The sequence below is a fragment of the Salinicola peritrichatus genome, assembly GCF_003206715.1.
GTDB lineage: Bacteria > Pseudomonadota > Gammaproteobacteria > Pseudomonadales > Halomonadaceae > Salinicola > Salinicola peritrichatus.
On sequence record NZ_PZJU01000067.1, the window covers coordinates 1 to 17,683 of the forward strand.

Genomic DNA, 17,683 nt, shown 5'->3' on the forward strand with positions numbered 1-17,683 from the left:
AGTTGACCACTACAGTCTAGTCCCGACGAGGCGCCGGGGTGGTAGCGTGGCGTCAGGGCCGAGCACTGGGTTGCTCCAGAAACGGTCGGCTTATCAATAACAACCTGAAGAGAATCCCGTCATGTCGAACGCTTCTCAACCTCCGGAGTTCGTGCGAGTCCTGGCTCGTGCGGATGTCCTTGCCCTGGCCTTTGGCGCCATGATCGGCTGGGGCTGGATCGTCCTTACCGGCAGTGCCATTCTCGATGGCGGCAGCGTGGGCGCCATGCTTGCCTTCGTGATCGGTGGTATTGCCGTGCTGCTGGTGGGGCTGACTTACGCCGAACTGGCGTCTGCCATGCCACAAGTCGGTGGCGAACACGTCTACAGTTACCGTGCGCTCGGTCATTTCGCCTCGTTCGTCTGTACCTGGAGCATCGTGCTGGGCTACGTCAGCGTGGCGTCCTTCGAAGCCGTGGCGCTACCCACGGTATTCGAGCATCTGTTTCCCGGTTACGCCGTCGGCGATCTGTGGACCATCGCCGGCTGGGAGGTCAAGGCGACCTGGGTCGCGGTCGGTGTGATCGGCTCGATCGTGATGATGGTGGTCAACTATCTGGGAATCTCCACCGCCGCGCTGCTGCAGAAGGTCGTGACCGGATTGATTCTGGTGGCGGGGGTGATGTTCGTGACCGGGTCGCTGTTCACCGGTGACGGCGGCAACATGCAGCCGCTGTTCGCCAGTGGTGAACACGGAGCGATCGGCGGTATCGTGGCGGTACTGGTGCTGGTGCCGTTTCTGTTCGTCGGTTTCGACGTCATTCCCCAGGCGGCGGAAGAGATCAACCTGCCGTTCCGGGACATCGGCAAGGTGCTGGTGCTTTCGGTCATCATGGCGGTGTGCTGGTATACCCTGATCATCCTCGGTACCAGCCTGATGCTCGACAACGAAGCGCTACAGGGCAGTTCTCTCAGCGTTCCGGACGCGATGACGGCGGTATTCGATGCTTCCTGGGCCGGTAACCTGATGGTGCTGGCGGGCATCGCCGGGATCATCACCAGCTGGAACGCGTTCTACATCGGTGGCTCGCGGGCGATCTACGCACTGGCCCATTCCGGCATGCTTCCCGCCTTCCTCGGCAAGCTGCATCCCCGCTACAAGACACCGACCAACGCGATCATCCTGATCGGCGTGCTTTCCACCGCTGCGCCCTTCTTCGGCCGCCCGGCGCTGGTATGGCTGGTCGACGCTGGCGGGCTGGGCATCGTGCTTGCCTATCTGTTCGTGGCGCTGTCGTTTCTGATCCTGCGCTATCGCGAACCCGACATGCCGCGTCCTTACCATGTCGGTGCCGGCAAGCTGGTCGGCGTGCTGGCGGTGCTGCTGTCGCTGGGCATGACCTGTCTCTACCTGCCCGGTAGCCCGTCGGCGCTGACGCCCGTCGAGTGGTCCATCTTCGGCGGCTGGATGATCGCCGGATTGGCACTGTACGGATGGGCTCGACAGCACTACGGTCGAGAGATGGGCGATCGTTTGATCAAGGCGGCCTACGACAACCAGCCGTAGGCCGGCATCCCGATTTTCATGGCGCGCCGCCTGCCGAAGCCGACGACGACGCGCAATCCACGTTAGCGGCAGCCGATGCCGCGTCAGGAGGAGTGTTCCATGACGAGTAAATCCATGAGCAATGCGGAACTCAACGAACTCAAGCAGCGCTACGTCGCCAACGGGGCGGCAAGCCCCGCCGGCCAGTTCGCCGCCCGTGCCGAGAATGCCGAGCTATGGGACGAGGACGGTAAGCGTTTCATCGATTTTGCCGGTGGTATCGGCGTGCTCAACATCGGCCATCGTCATCCGAAGGTGGTCGAGGCGGTCAAGGCGCAGCTCGACAAGGTGATGCATACCTGCCAGACCGTCATGCCGTACGAGGGATACGTGCGGGTGGCGCAGAAGCTCAGCGAGTTGACGCCGGTACGCGGCCACGCCAAGGTGATGCTGGCCAACTCCGGCGCCGAGGCACTGGAGAACGCGGTCAAGGTGGCGCGCGCCGCCACCGGTCGTTCCAGCGTGATCTGCTTCACTGGCGGCTACCATGGCCGGACGTTCATGACCATGGCGATGAACGGCAAGGTGGCGCCGTATCGTAACGACTTCGGCCCGATGCCTGGCCAGGTCTATCGCGCGCCCTATCCGGTGCCGTCCGTCGGCGTCAGCGAGGAAGAGGCGCTGCGCCATCTGAAGATGACACTGAAGACCGACGCCAACGTCAACGACACCGCAGCGATCGTGATCGAGCCGGTGCTGGGCGAGGGTGGCTTCCATGCGGCGCCTGCGAGCTTCCTGAAAGCGATCCGCGAGATATGCGACGAGCACGGCATCCTGATGGTCGTCGACGAGGTGCAGTCCGGCTTCGGACGGACCGGCAAGCTGTTTGCCATCGAGCACAGCGGCGTCGAGCCGGACATCATGACCATGGCCAAGAGCATGGCGGACGGCATGCCGATCTCCGCGGTCGTGGGTACGGACAAGGTGATGGATGCCTCCGGCGGCAACTCGCTGGGCGGCACCTATACCGGCAGCCCGGTTTCCTGCGCTGCGGTGCTGGCGGTGCTGGAAGTGTTCGAGGAAGAGCGCATTCTGGAGAAGAGCCAGGCGCTGGGCGAGAAGCTCAGGGCGCGTTTCGACAAGTGGCAGCAGGAGTACGCCAGCGTTGCCAACGTGCGCAACCTGGGCGCCATGGCGGCATTCGATCTGGTCAGTGGCGAGAGCGGTGCGCCGAACGCCGAGCTGGCCGGCAAGCTGTGTCGCGAGGCGCGCGAGCGTGGCTTGATCCTGCTCTCCTGCGGCCTGTATGCCAACACGATCCGCTTCCTGATGCCGGTCACCATCAGTGACGAGGTGCTCGGGGAAGGGCTCGATCTGATCGAGACCATGCTGAGCGAATTCGGCGCCTGATCGACAGCCGCCGTCCATTGACGGACGGTCGTGGTCATCACAAGAAACCGACGCTGGCGACCAGCGTCGGTTTTTTCATGGCGGCATGCCTGCACGCGGATGTCAGTGACCGCTTACTTTTCCTGCTGATCGGCATTCCGCTGCATGGCGATATGCGGAATGCCATCCTCCAGATAGACATCCCCCATCGGTGCGAATCCGTGGCGGTCATAGAAGCTTTGCAGATGGGCTTGCGCGGAAAGCGCTGCATTTCGGCCGGGCCAGAGCGATTCGATTCGCATCAGTGCGGCTTGCAGCAGATCATGGCCAAGACCGTTGCCGCGGTGGTCGGGATCGATGACCACGCGACCGATGGAAACGGGCTTATCTCTCTCCTCCGGCACCTTGAGACGTAACGTCGCCGCGAGATGATGCTTCGTCAGCACCCTCAGATGATGCGTCGAGGCGTGCAGATCGTGGCCATCCAGCTCTTGGTAGGGGCACTGCTGTTCCACCACGAACACGGCCACCCGCAACGACAGCAGCGCATAGAGCTTGCCGGGATCGAGCTCGGGGCCGGTGTGCCATGTCCAGTCGTATGATGCCATCTGTCTCTTCCTTCGCCGCCGTTCAGCCATCATGATCGAAGCACTTTATCTGGATACGGACATCTGAATACGGACGATACGTATCCAGGCATTCGGAACGGCATCTTACGCAGCGCCTCGAAAAATGTCAGTGGCGATGATTCTTGGGAGAGCGATGACGACATGAGCAATCTGGCAATCGATTACGACGACGTGGTGGCGGCGCACCGGCGGCTGGAGGGAATCGCGCATCGAACACCGGTGCTGCGCTCGACGACGGCAGACGATCTTGTCGGCGCGGCGCTTCACTTCAAGGCGGAACATCTCCAGCGTATCGGCGCGTTCAAGTTTCGGGGCGGTTACAACGCCATCAACCAGTTCGACGCCGCACAGAAGGCTGCCGGCGTCATCGCGTTCTCCTCGGGCAATCATGCGCAGGCGATTGCGCTGTCGGCCAGGCTGCATGGCATTCGCGCCGTCATCGTCATGCCGGAAGATGCCCCGGCGATCAAGATCGCTGCCACGCGGGGGTATGGCGCAGAAGTGGTGCTCTACGATCGCTATACCCAGGATCGTGAAGCGCTGGGTCGCGAGCTCGCCGAGGCCGAGGGCCTGACACTGATCCCGCCGTTCAACCATCCCCACGTGATGGCCGGGCAGGGCACTGCCGCCAAGGAGCTGTTCGATGAAGTTGGTGAGCTCGATACGCTGCTGGTGCCTCTGGGGGGCGGCGGGCTGCTCTCCGGTTGTGCCACGGTCGCCAGGGCGCGATATCCCCATTGTCGTGTGATCGGGGTCGAGCCGGAAGCCGGCAACGATGCGCAGAGAAGCCTGGCCAGCGGCGAGATCGTTTCCATCGCCACGCCGCGCACCATCGCCGACGGCGCCCAGACCCAGGCCTTGGGCAGCCTGACGTTCCCGGTACTTCGAGAGTGCGTCGACGACATCGTTACCGTGAGCGATGCCGAGCTCGTTCATGCCATGAGCTTCATGGCCGGGCGGATGAAGCAGTTCATCGAGCCGACCGGTTGCCTGGCGGCGGCAGCGGCCCTGAGTGGCCGGGTGGCCGTCGAGGGGCAGCGGGTAGGAATCATCCTGTCCGGAGGGAACGTCGACCTGAACCGGTTCGCCGAGCTGATTCAGGGCGCGAAGGAATAGCCTACATGAAACACATCGCTGACGACATGTGACTGACCATGTTGCTGACAGAGAAGCGGCGGGCATGCCTGATGTCGATCTCCTCAGGACAGGCCCGCCGCGATGATCGACGGGGCAGCCGTCGACCTCAGGCGCTCCGATGCCATCGGAACGCCTGGTCAGATAGTTAGAAGAATCCCATGGGATTGATGTCGTAGCTGATCAGCAGGTTCTTGGTCTGCTGATAGTGCTCCAGCACCATCTTGTGGGTTTCGCGACCGACGCCGGATTTCTTGTAACCCCCGAAGGCGGCATGGGCCGGATACTGGTGATAGCAATTGGTCCATACGCGGCCAGCCTGAATGCCACGACCCATGCGGTAGGCGCGGTTGATGTCGCGGGTCCAGACGCCGGCGCCGAGGCCGAATTCCGTATCGTTGGCAATGGCCAGTGCTTCCGCTTCATCCTTGAACGTCGTGACCGACACCACCGGCCCGAAGATCTCCTCCTGGAACACCCGCATCTTGTTGGTGCCCTTCAGCAGAGTCGGCTGAATGTAGTAGCCGCGGGATAGCTCATCGCCAAGTGACTCCCGCTCGCCGCCGGCCAGGAATTCGGCGCCTTCGCCTCGTGCCACGTCCATATAGGACATGATCTTGTCGAACTGCTCTTGCGAAGCCTGGGCACCGACCTGGGTTTCGGTATCCAGCGGATGGCCGCGCTTGATCTTCTTGATCCGTTCGATGACACGCGACATGAACTCGTCGTAGATGCTTTCCTGGACCAGGGCGCGAGAAGGGCAGGTACAGACTTCGCCCTGATTGAGGAAGCCCATCACCAGGCCTTCGGCACACTTGTCGATGAACGCAGGCTCTGCGGACATGACATCCTCGAAATAGATGTTCGGCGACTTGCCGCCCAGCTCCACAGTCGAGGGAATGATGTTCTCCGCAGCGCATTTCATGATGTGCGAGCCGATGGGCGTGGAACCGGTAAAGGCAATCTTGGCGATGCGCTTACTGGTGGCGAGTGCCTGCCCGGCCTCTTCGCCGTAACCGTTGACGATATTGATCACACCTTTGGGCAGCAGGTCATGAATCACCTCGATGACCTTGAAGATCGAGACCGGGGTCTGCTCGGCCGGCTTGAGCACGACGCAGTTACCCGCGGCCAGTGCCGGCGCGAGCTTCCAGGTAGCCATCAGGATCGGAAAGTTCCAGGGGATGATCTGGCCGACGACGCCGAGCGGCTCGTGGAAGTGATAGGAGGCGGTGTTCTCGTCGATCTCGGCAGTGGTGCCTTCCTGGGCACGAATGCAACCGGCGAAGTAGCGGAAGTGGTCGATGGCCAGCGGGATATCGGCGGCCAATGTCTCGCGTACGGCCTTGCCGTTGTCCCAGGTTTCCGCGACGGCCAGCATTTCCAGATTCTGCTCCAAACGATCCGCGATCTTGAGTAGCAGCGTTGAACGTTCCTGAACGGAGGTTTTGCCCCAGCCGGGGGCAGCCTTGTGAGCGGCATCCAGCGCCAGGTCGATATCCTTCTGGCTGGAACGAGCGACCTCACAGAAGACTTCGCCGGTGACTGGCGTGATGTTCTCGAAATATCGTCCCTCGGCCGGTGGTATCCATTCACCGCCGATATAGTTGTCATAGCGCTTCTCGAACTGGGTGATGGCGTCCGAGGTATTCGGGTTGGCGTAACGCATGGTGAGGTGCTCCTGTTGAATCGGTGACCGATTGCTGGATTTCTCTACCAATTTGCGCCCCTTGATGCGCTCTCGCCATTACGCTTTAGGCGACCCTGATGGCGCGTAGCCCTTCGACCAATGATGAACGGTCAGGCAGTGTCGCGGTGTTACTATGAACCGTGTGGTTCAACGACCTAAGGAGGGTCTGACCATGTTGCAGACTCGAGATCAATCGACTCAGAATCGCCCGCTGGCCGACGACAGCGGCTGCTGCCAGATGAGTTCGATCAACCTGCTCGATGATAGCGTCTCCACGCAGAAGGAAGTTCAGGATCGCAACGTGCTTCAGCTGTATCTGCTGACGGTTCAGGTGAGAGCCTTGATGGATGTGGCTTGTCATCAGGGACATGCCGAGTTTCTCACCGAGCGGTTGCGTTTCCACACCGAGCAGCTCGAGGAACAATTCTCCCAGTTGGTCGAAAAACACAAGGGCGCTTCCTATACGCGCCACTTCTACATGCAACAGCAACAGCGGTTCGATGCCGAGGTCGAGAAGATCATCGGCGCGCTGGAGGCATTGGGGCAGCAGTATCAAGGTGCTGCCAACGATCACGCGCAACGCTGACCCCGTGCCCATCCCATCCCCTTGCCTCCAGGCCCGACACTCACTTCGCCTAGTGTCGGGTCTCTTTTCCTTGGCGTACGGGATCGCCCATGCCGGCGAGCCTCTTTCTCGATTAGCGGACCATTTTCGAATCATCTGACAAATGCGCACGGCCACGCAAAGAGCCTTGTCTCGAAGTATTCCCTGAATAGTGGTTTCACGTGAAACACCCGGCCTCTCATTCTCCCGTCTGAATCTGGCTCAAGAAGTCATTGCAGGGTGTCGTTTCGTCGGCACTCGGCGAGACCAGCGCCAGCAACGCCGCCACCGGAGTGGCCACCGTGCCCAGAAAGGCACTCACCGCACCTCGTGCAATCAAGGATTCGGCATCGACGCCGGGAGAGGGATTCTTGAACGTGCCTCTGACATAGAGCGGGGAACGCAGCGTGAAAACTCGCGGACCCTTGCTTTCCGGCTCGATGGTGAGATCGAGTGCTTCATTGGCGAAATTGACCGTACCATCGATTTTTACCAGTGCGTTTTCGGTATCGATGATGAAGAAACGCGGGCGGGCGAGACCATCATTGACCTCCAGGTCGGTAGCGGCGCAATTGATGCGTACCTGTTCATCGCCGAACAGTTGGCCAACCAGATAGTTGCCGACATTGAGGCCGGCCAGCTCCATGAGATTCTGGCTGATCAGACCGTCACTGACCAATATCCGCAGGTTACCATTGCTGCTGCCCAGGATCGCTGCCACGGAGTTGCCGGTACCGCTGAGCGAGGCATCGCCATTGAGTTCGCCATGACTGTTCTGCATCAATTCCACGTCCGGGAAGAGCTTGCTTAGGCTCAGGCGGCGTATATGCATGTCGACTCGGCTCTGCATCGGATCCTGGCTGCCGTCCAGACGCAGGGTGGTGTTGAGGTTGCCGTCGGCGACACCGAAGCGCAGCGGATCGAGCAGGATTTCACCGTCGTCGAGCCGGACATGGGTATAGATATCCTCCAATGGCAGCGACTCTCCATGTTCGATACGTTGCGCGGTGAACTTGACGTCCGCGTCCATGGCTTTCCATTGTTCGGTATCGAACGTTTCCACGGGGAGAACCTTGTCTTCCGGTTGTTGGCTGGTCTCGCCGCGCTCGGCTTTCTCGGTGTTGGAGTCGGCACCTATCAGGGGAGCCAGATCGGCGAAGCGCAGCTGCCGGGAGACGACCTCTCCAGTCAGTGAAGGGCGTGGTTCGCCCATGCGATAAGTGAGATCGCCGTGGATGTCGCTGTCGCCGACCTGGCCATTGAAGTCGCGATAGCGAAATGTCAGCGTCTCCCGGTCTGTCAAGTCGGCGGTCAAGTGGCCATTGGTGGAGTAGGGAGGGGTATCCGGAAGCGTGACACCGATCACTCGATATAGATCGCCGAGATTCTGGCCCGAAAAACTGAGATCCATATCGATCGCCTTCGGCGCCAGCGGATCCCTTAGTGTGCCATTGAGCGCAACCTTGGTCGCGCCGGCCTGGACATCGGCCTGAACTGGATAGGCAGCGTCGCGTTGGCGTAGCGCCTCGAGACCGCCCAGGCGACCATTGCCCTGGAATGACTGGCCGCGATAGTTGCCCTTGGCTTGCCAGCCGAATCGGTAATCCACTATGTCCTCTTCGGCTGCCGACCCGCCGGCGGCGCTATCCTCGGCGTTAAGCTCGGAGAAGGCGATAGGCTTGCCCAGCAGTGTCAAGGTGGCGTCGACATCGGCAGCCAGCATGGCATCGTCATAATGAAGGGAAATCGGCTCGAAATCGATGCTGCCGATATTCACGGTCCAGTCGCTATCGGAGGAATCAGCCGCCTGAGTGTCCGGGTTCTCACTGCCCAAATCGAAGGTCCAGTTGTTGCTGCCATCTTCCAGGCGAGCCAGCGTTGCCTCCCCACCACTTAGCGAAATGCTGGGTATCGAAACCTCATGCTCGAACAAGGGTATCGGCGACAACACCACATCCAGCGCGGCGAGGCTGGCAAGGTCGGCATCAGTGACGCCCTCAGGGCTGCCCAGATGGATGTCTTCGGCATGTAGATGCGGCCAGGGAATCCAGCCATGCCATCCGGATTGATCATTTGGCCACTGCCAGCTGACGTCGAGATCGCCTTCGATGGCGAAGGGGCGATTCAACGTCTGCGATACTCGCTCGTTGATCGTTGGCTTGAAATAATTCCAGTCAAAGGTCGCCACGATGATAACCAGCGCAACTAGTACCAACAGCAAAATCACCAGCACCCACAAGCCGACTTTCTTTCCTAGCGTCATGACGCCATCCTTTGCTTTGGACTTGTCTCAAGCATAGCCGACAGGCTCAGGGGCGTTTGTGACTTAACGTAGTCCCAGTCCCACGCCTCGGGACCGACGTTTCACGTGGAACAATTTTGGGCTACGGCTACGGCTACGGCTACGGCTACGGCTACGGCTACGGTAAGTCAGGCTCGTTGATAAGCTGCTCCGCGAAATCCATCAGGTCCTCGCATATCCATGTCACGGGCGACATAGAGCGTACCTCGGCTTCGTAACGCCGGCCCTTGCCGGTTCTGGTCAGGGCGGTACGGCAGCCCGCCGCGAGGCCAGCCTGGATATCACGCAGGCTATCGCCCACCATCCAGCTATCCGCGAGGGTATCGAGAGCGAGCCCGCGCTGAATTCGGTACAGCAATCCCGGTTTCGGCTTGCGACATTCACAGCCATCTTCAGGAAGGTGGGGACAGTAGGCGATCGTGGCAATCTCACCGCCGGCCGCTTTGACTAGCGAGAGCAGGCGTCGGTGGATTCGTTCCAACGTGGCAACGTCATAGTAACCCCTGCCGATTCCCGACTGGTTGGTGGCGATGGCGACCGTCCAACCGGCTTGGGTCAGGCGAGCGATAGCCTGGATGGCGGAAGGGTAGGGTTGCCACTCATCGAGCGACTTGATGTAGGCATCGGAATCCTGATTGATGACGCCATCGCGATCGAGGATGACGAGTCGGGTCATAAGGGTCTCGGCTCGATGTGAATGCGTCGATTATCGTGGCTGGGTCGGCCGGGTGCAAAGAAAGCGGTACGTTTCACGTGAAACATACCGCCTTGAGTGGGATCAGGGAATGATCTTTCTTTCACGCAGCCGATCGAAGGCCGCGAACAAGGATTCGCGTGAGTCGAGACGCGGCGTGAAACCATAGCGGTAGATTTTGTTGACGTCCGAGATAACATCGGTTTCGGTGTTGAATACGAAGTTTCCGAAGCCCCACTGGACGACGCGGTCCAGGCGGTGTTCCGCGAGGCCATGTTTCTCCGCGATGCGCTCCCATAGCGGCTGCTTGTCGCCCATGTGTTTTTCGAGATCGAGCGGAACCGGACTGGCGGTCTGCAAATCGAAGTAGTTGGCGATATCCCGCCACATACGCTCCCAGCGGAAAATGTCGCCATTGGTGACATTGAATGCCTCGCCACCGATGCCCTCGGCTTCGGCGGCCCAGACACTGGCCTCGCCCAGCAGGGCGGCGTCGGTTATCTGCATCAGCACACGATATGCGGTCTCGTTGCCCGGGTAGCGTAGGGGAACGTCCAGCTCACGCGAGATCGCCGCGAATGCGCCGATGACCGTGGCGATGTTCATTGGGTTGCCGTTGATATTGCCGCTGACAACGACATCCGGGCGCAGTGCGACATAATCCCACCTGGCGGTTTTCGCGCGCCTGGCCAGCATCGCTTCCTGCGACTGGTAGAGGTTCGGTGGCATGTGACTGGGATCGGACTCCCGTGCCGGCGTCGGCACCTGGGCACCGAGATGGATGCCATAGATCTTGAAGCCCTGATAGATGACCACGCGCTCCAGGGGCGCCTGGGCCTGCTCCAGAGCATTGAGCAGATTGTCCAGCATTCGGCCGTTGCGTTCCGCTTCTATGGCCAGGTCGGGGTCGGGAGCCAGCGCGGCGTAGAACAGGTGGGTGGTGTCTGCCGCCTGCTCGCGGATCCTGGCCAGCGTTTCCTCGGCATTGGTCAGATCCACCGTAACGGTATCGATACCTTCAATAGGACGCCGGCCGAGTCCCTTGACCTCGGCACCATGTGCCTTCAATGCTTCGTGCGCGCCATGGCCAATGATGCCGCTGGCGCCTGCAATCAATGCTTTCATGTCTATCCTTCCTGTTTCACGTGAAACGTTCGCCTGTGCTGTGAGTCGCATGGATATTTCTTGCGTCACGGCGATACCAGAACATCGATATGCCGTTGCTCAGCATAGGCGGTGTTCATTGATCCCGGACCTATGTCATCACGACCATGCTTCAAAGTATTCAAGATGGACCGATATTTTTCTTGGTTAATAAACCAACCGACCCATGCAAAATAGGAATTCGAGGAAATAGTCGAGCCGCTTCATTCTGGCTCAGGCTGTGCGTTTCGCCCAGGACGGAACGTTTCACGTGAAACATCTGCTGCGAGCACGGAGGGAGGAGGGAAGACAAAAGAAAAAGAAAGCCCGGTTTCAGTCCATTCAGACTACCGGGCGTTCTATCCGTTTCACGTGAAACGTTACTGCTGTAGCTCGGCGATGTCGGCGATTTCCAGGAACAGCGCCTGCAGGCTGGCCAGCAGCGCCAGGCGATTGGCGCGAATGGCGTCGTCGTCAACCACGACCATGACTTCATCGAAGAAGCGATCCACTGGCGCCCGCAATGTCGCCAGAATATCCAGCGCCTGGGCATAGTCGGCTTCGCGGAACAGCGGCTCGACCTGATCACGGCAATCGGCGATGGCGTTGGCCAGCGCAATTTCCGCCTCCTCGCTCAGCAAGTCACCATCCACGGCGGAGTTCCCGTCATGCTGTTGCTTGGTCAGGATATTGGAGACGCGCTTGTTGGCGGCGGCCAGTGCCGCGGCCTCCTCCCGCTGGCCGAAACGGTGCACGGCACGCAGGCGGCGGGCGAAGTCGAGCGGGCGAGTGACCGGACGGGCACGCACTGCCAGGTAGACGTCGACCGGCAATCCTTCATCATGTGCCCAGGCACGGAAACGATCCAGCATGTAGGTCAGCACTTCGTCGACCAAGCCTTCGGCTTTCGGTAGATCACGGTGCTGGGAAGCCGCCAGCTCAAGCAGCTCGCGCAAGTCGAGATCCAGTTCGCCTTTAATCAGGATATTAAGCACCCCGATGGTGGCGCGACGCAGGGCGAACGGATCCTTGGCACCAGTAGGACGTTGGCCGATTCCGAAGATGCCGGTCAGAGTATCTAGGCGATCCGCCAACGCCAGCGCCAAACCGGTTTGCGTCTGGGGAATTCCGTCACCGGCGAAGCGCGGCAGGTACTGTTCGTGCAGTGCCTGGGCCACGGCTTCCGGCTCGCCGTCATGGCGAGCGTAATAGGTGCCCATGATGCCTTGCAGTTCGGGGAACTCGAGCACCATTTCGGTCACCAGGTCGCATTTGGCCAGCTGCGCGGCGCGTGCGGCGGCGCTGGTGTCGCCACCGATCTTCTCGGCAATGAAGCGGGCGACGATCTCGCTGCGCGCGGCCTTGTCGGCCAGCGAGCCCAGCTCACGCTGGAATACTACGCTGGCAAGCGCGGGGCGGCGGGATTCCAGGGTCTGCCTGCGATCGGTTTCGAAGAAGAAGGCGGCATCAGCCAGGCGGGGTCGAATCACCTTCTCGTTGCCGTAGATCACCTGTTGGGGGTCTTCGCTTTCGATGTTGGCGATGGTGATGAACTGCGGTTTGAGTTTGCCTTCCGTGTCGAGCAGGTGGAAATACTTCTGATTGGCCTTCATCGACGAGATCAAACACTCGGCGGGAACTTCCAGGAAACGCTCATCGAAGCTGCCGGCCAGCGCGACGGGCCACTCCACCAGGCCGTTGACCTCGTCGAGCAAATCCTCGTCGATTACCGCTTTGGCATCATGAACTTCCGCCTCGGCCAATACCTGTTCACGGATGCGTTCGCGACGGCGCTCGAGATCGACTAGCACATAGGCATTCTCGAGTGCGCTTTCGTAGTCGTCGGCGTGGGCGAGATCGATCGGTTGCGGCGCATGGAAGCGATGGCCAAGGGTGGTGCGTCCTGCCTCCAGGCCGAGCACGCTGGCAGGCACGATCCGGTCGCCGTAGAGCAGCACGAGCCAGTGTACCGGGCGCGAGAACTCGATGCGGGAAGCGCCCCAGCGCATATTCTTGGGTACCGGCAAAGCGTTGATGGCGCTGGTCAAGATCGCCGGCAGCAGCTGTTGAACGCTTTCGCCTTGCTGCCGTTCGCGATAGCCGAGCCAGGTGCCCTTGTCGGTCTCCAGATGAATCAGATCGTCCACGGAGACACCGCAGGAGCGGGCGAAGCCCTCGGCGGCCTTGGTCGGCTGGCCATCCTTGAAGGCGGCGGCGAGTGCCGGGCCGCGCTTCTCGACCTCGCGGTCGGGCTGTTTGTCGGCGAGCTGGTCGATGCGCACGGCGAGCCGGCGAGGCGAGGCGAGCGCCTTGGTCGCACCAAACGGTACCTCGGCTTCCTCAAGCCCCTTGGCAATGCCGTCACGCAGGGCGAAGGCGAGAGCGCTCAGGGCGCCCGGCGGCAGCTCTTCGACGCCCAGTTCGATCAGTAGGGTGTTGGCTGCCATGCTCATGCGTCTCCCTGATTGGTTTCGGACGTGTCCTGCAACAGCTCGCGGCGCAGCGCCTCCGGTGCCAGCGGGAAGCCGGCGGCCTTGCGCGAGGCGTAGTAGGCATGGGCGACATCACGCGCCAGCGTGCGCACCCGCAGAATATAGCGCTGGCGTTCGGTGACCGAGATGGCGTGACGCGCGTCCAGCAGATTGAAGGTGTGCGAGGCCTTGAGCACCTGCTCGTAGGCGGGCAGCGGCAGGTTGGCCTCGAGCAGCTTGTTGCACTCGCTCTCGCAGTGGTCGAAGGCTTCGAACAGGTAAGGCACATCGGCATGCTCGAAATTGTAGGCCGACTGTTCGCGCTCGTTCTGTAGGTAGACATCGCCGTAAGTCACACGGGTGCCGTCCGGCGCGATCGTCCACACCAGATCGTAGACGCTGTCGACATCCTGCAGATACATGGCGATGCGTTCGAGCCCGTAGGTCAGCTCGCCGGTGACCGGGTAGCACTCCAGTCCGCCGGCCTGCTGGAAATAGGTGAACTGGGTCACCTCCATGCCGTTGAGCCAGACTTCCCAGCCCAGCCCCCAGGCGCCCAGCGTCGGCGACTCCCAGTTGTCCTCGACGAAGCGGATGTCATGGACGCGCGGATCGATGCCCAGGCGCTCCAGCGAGCCGAGATAGAGGTCCTGCAGATCCTTCGGCGATGGCTTCATCACTACCTGAAACTGGTAGTAGTGCTGCAGGCGGTTGGGGTTTTCGCCGTAGCGGCCATCGGTAGGGCGGCGCGACGGCTGGACATAGGCGGCGTTCCAGCTTTCCGGACCGATCGAGCGCAGGAAGGTGGCCGGGTGAAACGTCCCGGCGCCGACTTCCATGTCGAGGGGCTGCAGCACCACGCAGCCCTTTTCCGCCCAATATTGCTGCAGGGCGAGTATCAGCCCCTGAAAGGTTTTCGCATCTGCCGTCGACTCTGTCATTGACTGCGCACCGTTGCCCATGAATTCGTGAGCCGCCAAGTATACAATTAGCGCTCAATCGGTTATAGGCGCCGTCATCAATCGGCTGGCGCGAACCCTGCGCCGCTCCCCGCGGTCGTAGGTGACCGCATCCTGCAACCGAGTCGAGACAAGAGGAAAGCGACATGATCGTAGTCACCGGCGGTGCCGGCTTCATCGGGGCCAATCTGGTCAAGGCACTCAACGCGCGCGGCCATCGGGACGTGATGGTGGTCGACGATCTCAGCGACGGCACCAAGTTCATCAATCTGGCGGATTGCACGCTGGGTGATTATCTCGACAAGGACGATTTTCTCGCTCGAGTGAAGGCAGAACTGAGTGGAGAGATGCGCGGCGAGTTTGGCGGTCTGCCCCCCATCGAGGCGATCTTCCACGAAGGCGCCTGTTCGGATACCACCGAGTGGGACGGTCGCTTCATGCTGGAGAACAACTTCGAGTACTCCAAGGTGCTGCTCGAGTATTGCCAGAGCAAGCGCATTCCATTTCTCTACGCTTCGTCCGCCGCCACCTATGGCGGCAGCGAGGTGTTCGTCGAGGAGCCGGAACACGAGAAACCGCTCAACGTCTACGGCTACTCCAAGCTGCTGTTCGATCAGTACGTGCGCGCGCGCTGGGACGAATTCACCAGCCAGGTGGTGGGCTTCCGCTACTTCAACGTTTATGGTCCCCGCGAACAGCACAAGGGCAAGATGGCGAGCGTCGCCTATCATCACCACAGCCAGGTCCGGCGCGGCGAAAATCCCAAGCTGTTCGGTGCCTGGGACGGCTATGAGGCGGGCATGCAGAGCCGCGATTTCGTCTACGTAGGCGACGTGGTCGACGTCAACCTATGGTTCCTCGACAACCCCGAGGTCTCCGGCATCTTCAACCTCGGCACCGGGCGCGCCGAGCCGTTCAAGGCGATCGCCGAGACCGCTATCGACTTCTACGGCAAGGGCGATATCGAATACATCGACTTTCCCGATGAGCTCAAGGGCCGCTACCAGAGCTATACCCGCGCCGATATCGGCCGCCTGCGCGAAGCGGGCTACGACGGCGAATTCAAGACGGTACGCGAGGGCGTCTCCGCCTACCTGGAATGGCTGAATGGCTGAAGCCGCGACATTTCGAGCAAAATCTGGCGCACCACGCATCCTGATCGTCGGCCCCTCCTGGGTCGGTGACATGGTGATGGCACAGAGTCTGTTCATCGCCCTCAAGCAGCGCTATCCCGGGGCGACGCTCGGCGTGCTGGCGCCGGGCTGGTCGTTGCCGATCCTCGAGCGCATGCCGGAAGTCGATGAGGCGATCGCGCTCGACGTGAAACACGGCGAATTCGGCTGGGCCACCCGGCGCGAGATCGCTCGTTCGCTGAAAGGCCGCTTCGATCATGCCATCGTGCTGCCGCGCTCCTGGAAATCGGCGCTGGTGCCGTTCCTGGCCGGCATCCCGCATCGCACCGGCTTCACCGGCGAGCAGCGCTTCGTGCTGCTCAACGATCGACGCAAGCTCGACAAGGGCGTACTGAACCAGACCGTCAAGCGCTTCGTCGCACTCGGCCTCGAATCCGGGGAAGCCGCCACCGGCGCTTTCCCCATTCCCCAACCGCGGTTGCGAGTCGATGCCGAGCGCCAGTCTCGACTGCGCGATGAGCTCGGACTCGACGATCGCCCGGCCATCGGCATGATGCCCGGCGCCGAGTATGGTCCGGCCAAGCAGTGGCCGCTGGAATATTTTCGTGAACTGGCTGCGATGCTGATCGGCAAGGGATATGCCGTTTGGGTAATGGGCGGCCCGAAGGATGTCGAGGCCGGCTCAACGATCGCCGACGACATGGCCCATGCCCACAATCTGTGTGGCCGGACGCGCCTGGCGGATGCGGTCGACCTGCTCGCCGCCTGCGAGCAAGTGGTCACCAACGACTCAGGACTGATGCACGTCGCGGCGGCCGTCGGCACGCGTATCCAGGTGCTCTACGGCTCCTCGTCACCGATCTACACCCCGCCGCTGACCGACAATGCCGAGATCCACTATCTGGGGCTTTCCTGTTCGCCCTGTTTCGAGCGCACCTGTCCGCTGGGCCACCACAATTGTCTGAGACAGATGCTGCCGGCCAGTATCGAGCAGGCGATGCGATGCTAGCTCGGCCGGCAACCACTGAGACCTCGCCGCATTATACCCATCCTGAGAACGACCATGCCGCTACTGACTCCCAAGCGAAAGCGCAAGATGCTATCAGTGTTGCGTTTTCTCCATTACCGATGGAAGAATTTGCGATCCTCTCGTCGCGTTCCCTCGAGCGGTGACCGGCTCATTATCTCATTGACCACGCATCCACCTCGTATTCGACAGGTCTTCGCCACGCTCGAATCTCTTTGCGAGCAGGATCTCGATGCCTTCGACGTGCATCTGTATCTTTCAAAGCGTGACATGGCAACTGTTGGAGATGTTTTGCCACGCTCGCTTTCGCGCTTGACTCGGCGTGGTGTACGGATCGTGGTCACAAAAGAAGATTATCGTTCTTACGACAAACTGTTGCATGCACTGAAGGCCCATCCAGAAGCGACCATCATCACCGCCGATGACGATATGATGTATCCGTCGGATTGGGCTCGGCGGCTGGTCGAAGGTGCGCAACGCTATTCCGGCTGTATCATTTGTCATCGCGGCCATATGTTATGCGAAAGCTCGCCGGGATCGGGGCAGGTCTCCTACCAGGTGGTCAAGAGTCGTCAGGACCCTGGCGCCACCCAGCCCAATTTTTTGCTGATGCCAACCGGAAGCGGGGGAGTGCTCTATCCGCCAAATGCGCTGGACTCTATGGTATTCGATGCCGAAGCCTTCCGATCCCTGGCGCCGAACGCCGATGACATCTGGTTCAAGATGGCCTCGCTCAAGGCCGGCACTCGCTGTGTCAGAATCAATCCTCGTAACGCCAATTTTTTGCCGACACCGGCCGCCGGTGAGTCGGCGCTTCACGAAGACAATATCAAGCGCGGCAGCAACGACCGACAGTTCGCTAACTGTCTGGCGCGTTACCCTGAACTCAAGCCACTGATTTTTAAGCCATCGATACCCTAGCAGCCTGACTCCGTTATGCTGGCGGCAACGACATGGATGATGACTTCATGACCCAACGAGTA

Annotated in this window: 14 protein-coding genes; 7 read left to right on the top strand and 7 right to left on the bottom strand. The window is 60.8% G+C overall.

The features are described 5' to 3' along the window. Positions 1–121: 121 nt before the first annotated feature. The gene (locus DOM57_RS19685) at positions 122–1,546 is read left to right on the top strand and encodes an APC family permease (protein WP_110650952.1); all 1,425 of its coding nucleotides are present in this window, start codon (positions 122–124) and stop codon (positions 1,544–1,546) included. A gap of 114 nt (positions 1,547–1,660) precedes the next feature. After that, positions 1,661–2,935, top strand: coding sequence for a 4-aminobutyrate--2-oxoglutarate transaminase (gene gabT, locus DOM57_RS19690; RefSeq protein ID WP_110650954.1), 1,275 nt, complete (start codon positions 1,661–1,663; stop codon positions 2,933–2,935). A gap of 113 nt (positions 2,936–3,048) precedes the next feature. On the opposite strand, the gene DOM57_RS19695 is transcribed toward gabT, so the two are convergent. After that, positions 3,049–3,522: a GNAT family N-acetyltransferase gene (locus DOM57_RS19695; protein ID WP_110650956.1), complete on the bottom strand. Its 474-nt coding sequence runs from the start codon at positions 3,520–3,522 to the stop codon at positions 3,049–3,051. 162 nt (positions 3,523–3,684) lie between these two features. On the opposite strand from DOM57_RS19695, the gene DOM57_RS19700 reads away from it, so the two are divergent. After that, entirely contained in the window at positions 3,685–4,659 is a 975-nt protein-coding gene (locus DOM57_RS19700; protein ID WP_110650958.1) for a threo-3-hydroxy-L-aspartate ammonia-lyase, read from the top strand. Between the two features lie 166 nt (positions 4,660–4,825). Here the strand turns inward: DOM57_RS19700 and exaC are convergent, their stop codons facing one another. Then, entirely contained in the window at positions 4,826–6,346 is a 1,521-nt protein-coding gene (gene exaC, locus DOM57_RS19705) for an acetaldehyde dehydrogenase ExaC (RefSeq protein WP_110650960.1), read from the bottom strand. A 193-nt stretch (positions 6,347–6,539) separates the two neighbouring features. On the opposite strand from exaC, the gene DOM57_RS19710 reads away from it, so the two are divergent. Continuing rightward, complete coding sequence (locus DOM57_RS19710; RefSeq protein ID WP_110650962.1) at positions 6,540–6,953, top strand: hypothetical protein; 414 nt, start codon at positions 6,540–6,542, stop codon at positions 6,951–6,953. 217 nt (positions 6,954–7,170) lie between these two features. On the opposite strand, the gene DOM57_RS19715 is transcribed toward DOM57_RS19710, so the two are convergent. From DOM57_RS19715 to glyQ, 5 genes are all read right to left on the bottom strand, one after another. Continuing rightward, on the bottom strand, positions 7,171–9,234 hold the full coding sequence (locus tag DOM57_RS19715; protein ID WP_110650964.1) for an AsmA family protein: 2,064 nt from the start codon (positions 9,232–9,234) through the stop codon (positions 7,171–7,173). Between the two features lie 157 nt (positions 9,235–9,391). Beyond that, positions 9,392–9,949 carry a D-glycero-beta-D-manno-heptose 1,7-bisphosphate 7-phosphatase gene (gmhB, locus tag DOM57_RS19720; RefSeq protein WP_110650966.1) on the bottom strand — a complete coding sequence of 186 codons (558 nt, stop codon included), beginning with the start codon at positions 9,947–9,949 and terminating at the stop codon, positions 9,392–9,394. Between the two features lie 102 nt (positions 9,950–10,051). Further along, positions 10,052–11,092 (bottom strand): SDR family oxidoreductase, encoded by a 1,041-nt coding sequence (locus DOM57_RS19725; RefSeq protein WP_110650968.1) that lies wholly within the window; start codon positions 11,090–11,092, stop codon positions 10,052–10,054. Between the two features lie 398 nt (positions 11,093–11,490). Beyond that, on the bottom strand, positions 11,491–13,557 hold the full coding sequence (gene glyS / locus DOM57_RS19730) for a glycine--tRNA ligase subunit beta (RefSeq protein WP_110650970.1): 2,067 nt from the start codon (positions 13,555–13,557) through the stop codon (positions 11,491–11,493). A 2-nt stretch (positions 13,558–13,559) separates the two neighbouring features. Next, entirely contained in the window at positions 13,560–14,522 is a 963-nt protein-coding gene (gene glyQ / locus DOM57_RS19735; RefSeq protein WP_110650978.1) for a glycine--tRNA ligase subunit alpha, read from the bottom strand. 164 nt (positions 14,523–14,686) lie between these two features. Between glyQ and rfaD the strand changes: the two genes are divergently transcribed. The 3 genes from rfaD to DOM57_RS19750 are packed head-to-tail and all read left to right on the top strand — an operon-like array spanning position 14,687 to position 17,621. Further along, positions 14,687–15,655 carry an ADP-glyceromanno-heptose 6-epimerase gene (gene rfaD / locus DOM57_RS19740; protein ID WP_110650972.1) on the top strand — a complete coding sequence of 323 codons (969 nt, stop codon included), beginning with the start codon at positions 14,687–14,689 and terminating at the stop codon, positions 15,653–15,655. Then, the gene (gene waaF, locus DOM57_RS19745) at positions 15,648–16,682 is read left to right on the top strand and encodes a lipopolysaccharide heptosyltransferase II (protein ID WP_110650974.1); all 1,035 of its coding nucleotides are present in this window, start codon (positions 15,648–15,650) and stop codon (positions 16,680–16,682) included. The genes rfaD and waaF overlap by 8 nt, the downstream gene beginning before the upstream one ends. A 54-nt stretch (positions 16,683–16,736) precedes the next feature. Continuing rightward, a complete protein-coding gene (locus DOM57_RS19750; protein WP_162619609.1) occupies positions 16,737–17,621 on the top strand; it encodes a hypothetical protein in 885 nt (294 codons plus the stop codon). Positions 17,622–17,683 lie beyond the last annotated feature (62 nt).

Bases quoted from the DNA above. Each gene is read 5' to 3' on its own strand.
- DOM57_RS19685 (WP_110650952.1), top strand. From the start codon at position 122: ATGTCGAACGCTTCTCAACCTCCGGAGTTCGTGCGAGTCCTGGCTCGT.
- gabT (WP_110650954.1), top strand. From the start codon at position 1,661: ATGAGCAATGCGGAACTCAACGAACTCAAGCAGCGCTACGTCGCCAAC.
- DOM57_RS19695 (WP_110650956.1), bottom strand. From the start codon at position 3,522: ATGGCATCATACGACTGGACATGGCACACCGGCCCCGAGCTCGATCCC.
- DOM57_RS19700 (WP_110650958.1), top strand. From the start codon at position 3,685: ATGAGCAATCTGGCAATCGATTACGACGACGTGGTGGCGGCGCACCGG.
- exaC (WP_110650960.1), bottom strand. From the start codon at position 6,346: ATGCGTTACGCCAACCCGAATACCTCGGACGCCATCACCCAGTTCGAG.
- DOM57_RS19710 (WP_110650962.1), top strand. From the start codon at position 6,540: ATGTTGCAGACTCGAGATCAATCGACTCAGAATCGCCCGCTGGCCGAC.
- DOM57_RS19715 (WP_110650964.1), bottom strand. From the start codon at position 9,234: ATGACGCTAGGAAAGAAAGTCGGCTTGTGGGTGCTGGTGATTTTGCTG.
- gmhB (WP_110650966.1), bottom strand. From the start codon at position 9,949: ATGACCCGACTCGTCATCCTCGATCGCGATGGCGTCATCAATCAGGAT.
- DOM57_RS19725 (WP_110650968.1), bottom strand. From the start codon at position 11,092: ATGAAAGCATTGATTGCAGGCGCCAGCGGCATCATTGGCCATGGCGCG.
- glyS (WP_110650970.1), bottom strand. From the start codon at position 13,557: ATGGCAGCCAACACCCTACTGATCGAACTGGGCGTCGAAGAGCTGCCG.
- glyQ (WP_110650978.1), bottom strand. From the start codon at position 14,522: ATGACAGAGTCGACGGCAGATGCGAAAACCTTTCAGGGGCTGATACTC.
- rfaD (WP_110650972.1), top strand. From the start codon at position 14,687: ATGATCGTAGTCACCGGCGGTGCCGGCTTCATCGGGGCCAATCTGGTC.
- waaF (WP_110650974.1), top strand. From the start codon at position 15,648: ATGGCTGAAGCCGCGACATTTCGAGCAAAATCTGGCGCACCACGCATC.
- DOM57_RS19750 (WP_162619609.1), top strand. From the start codon at position 16,737: ATGCCGCTACTGACTCCCAAGCGAAAGCGCAAGATGCTATCAGTGTTG.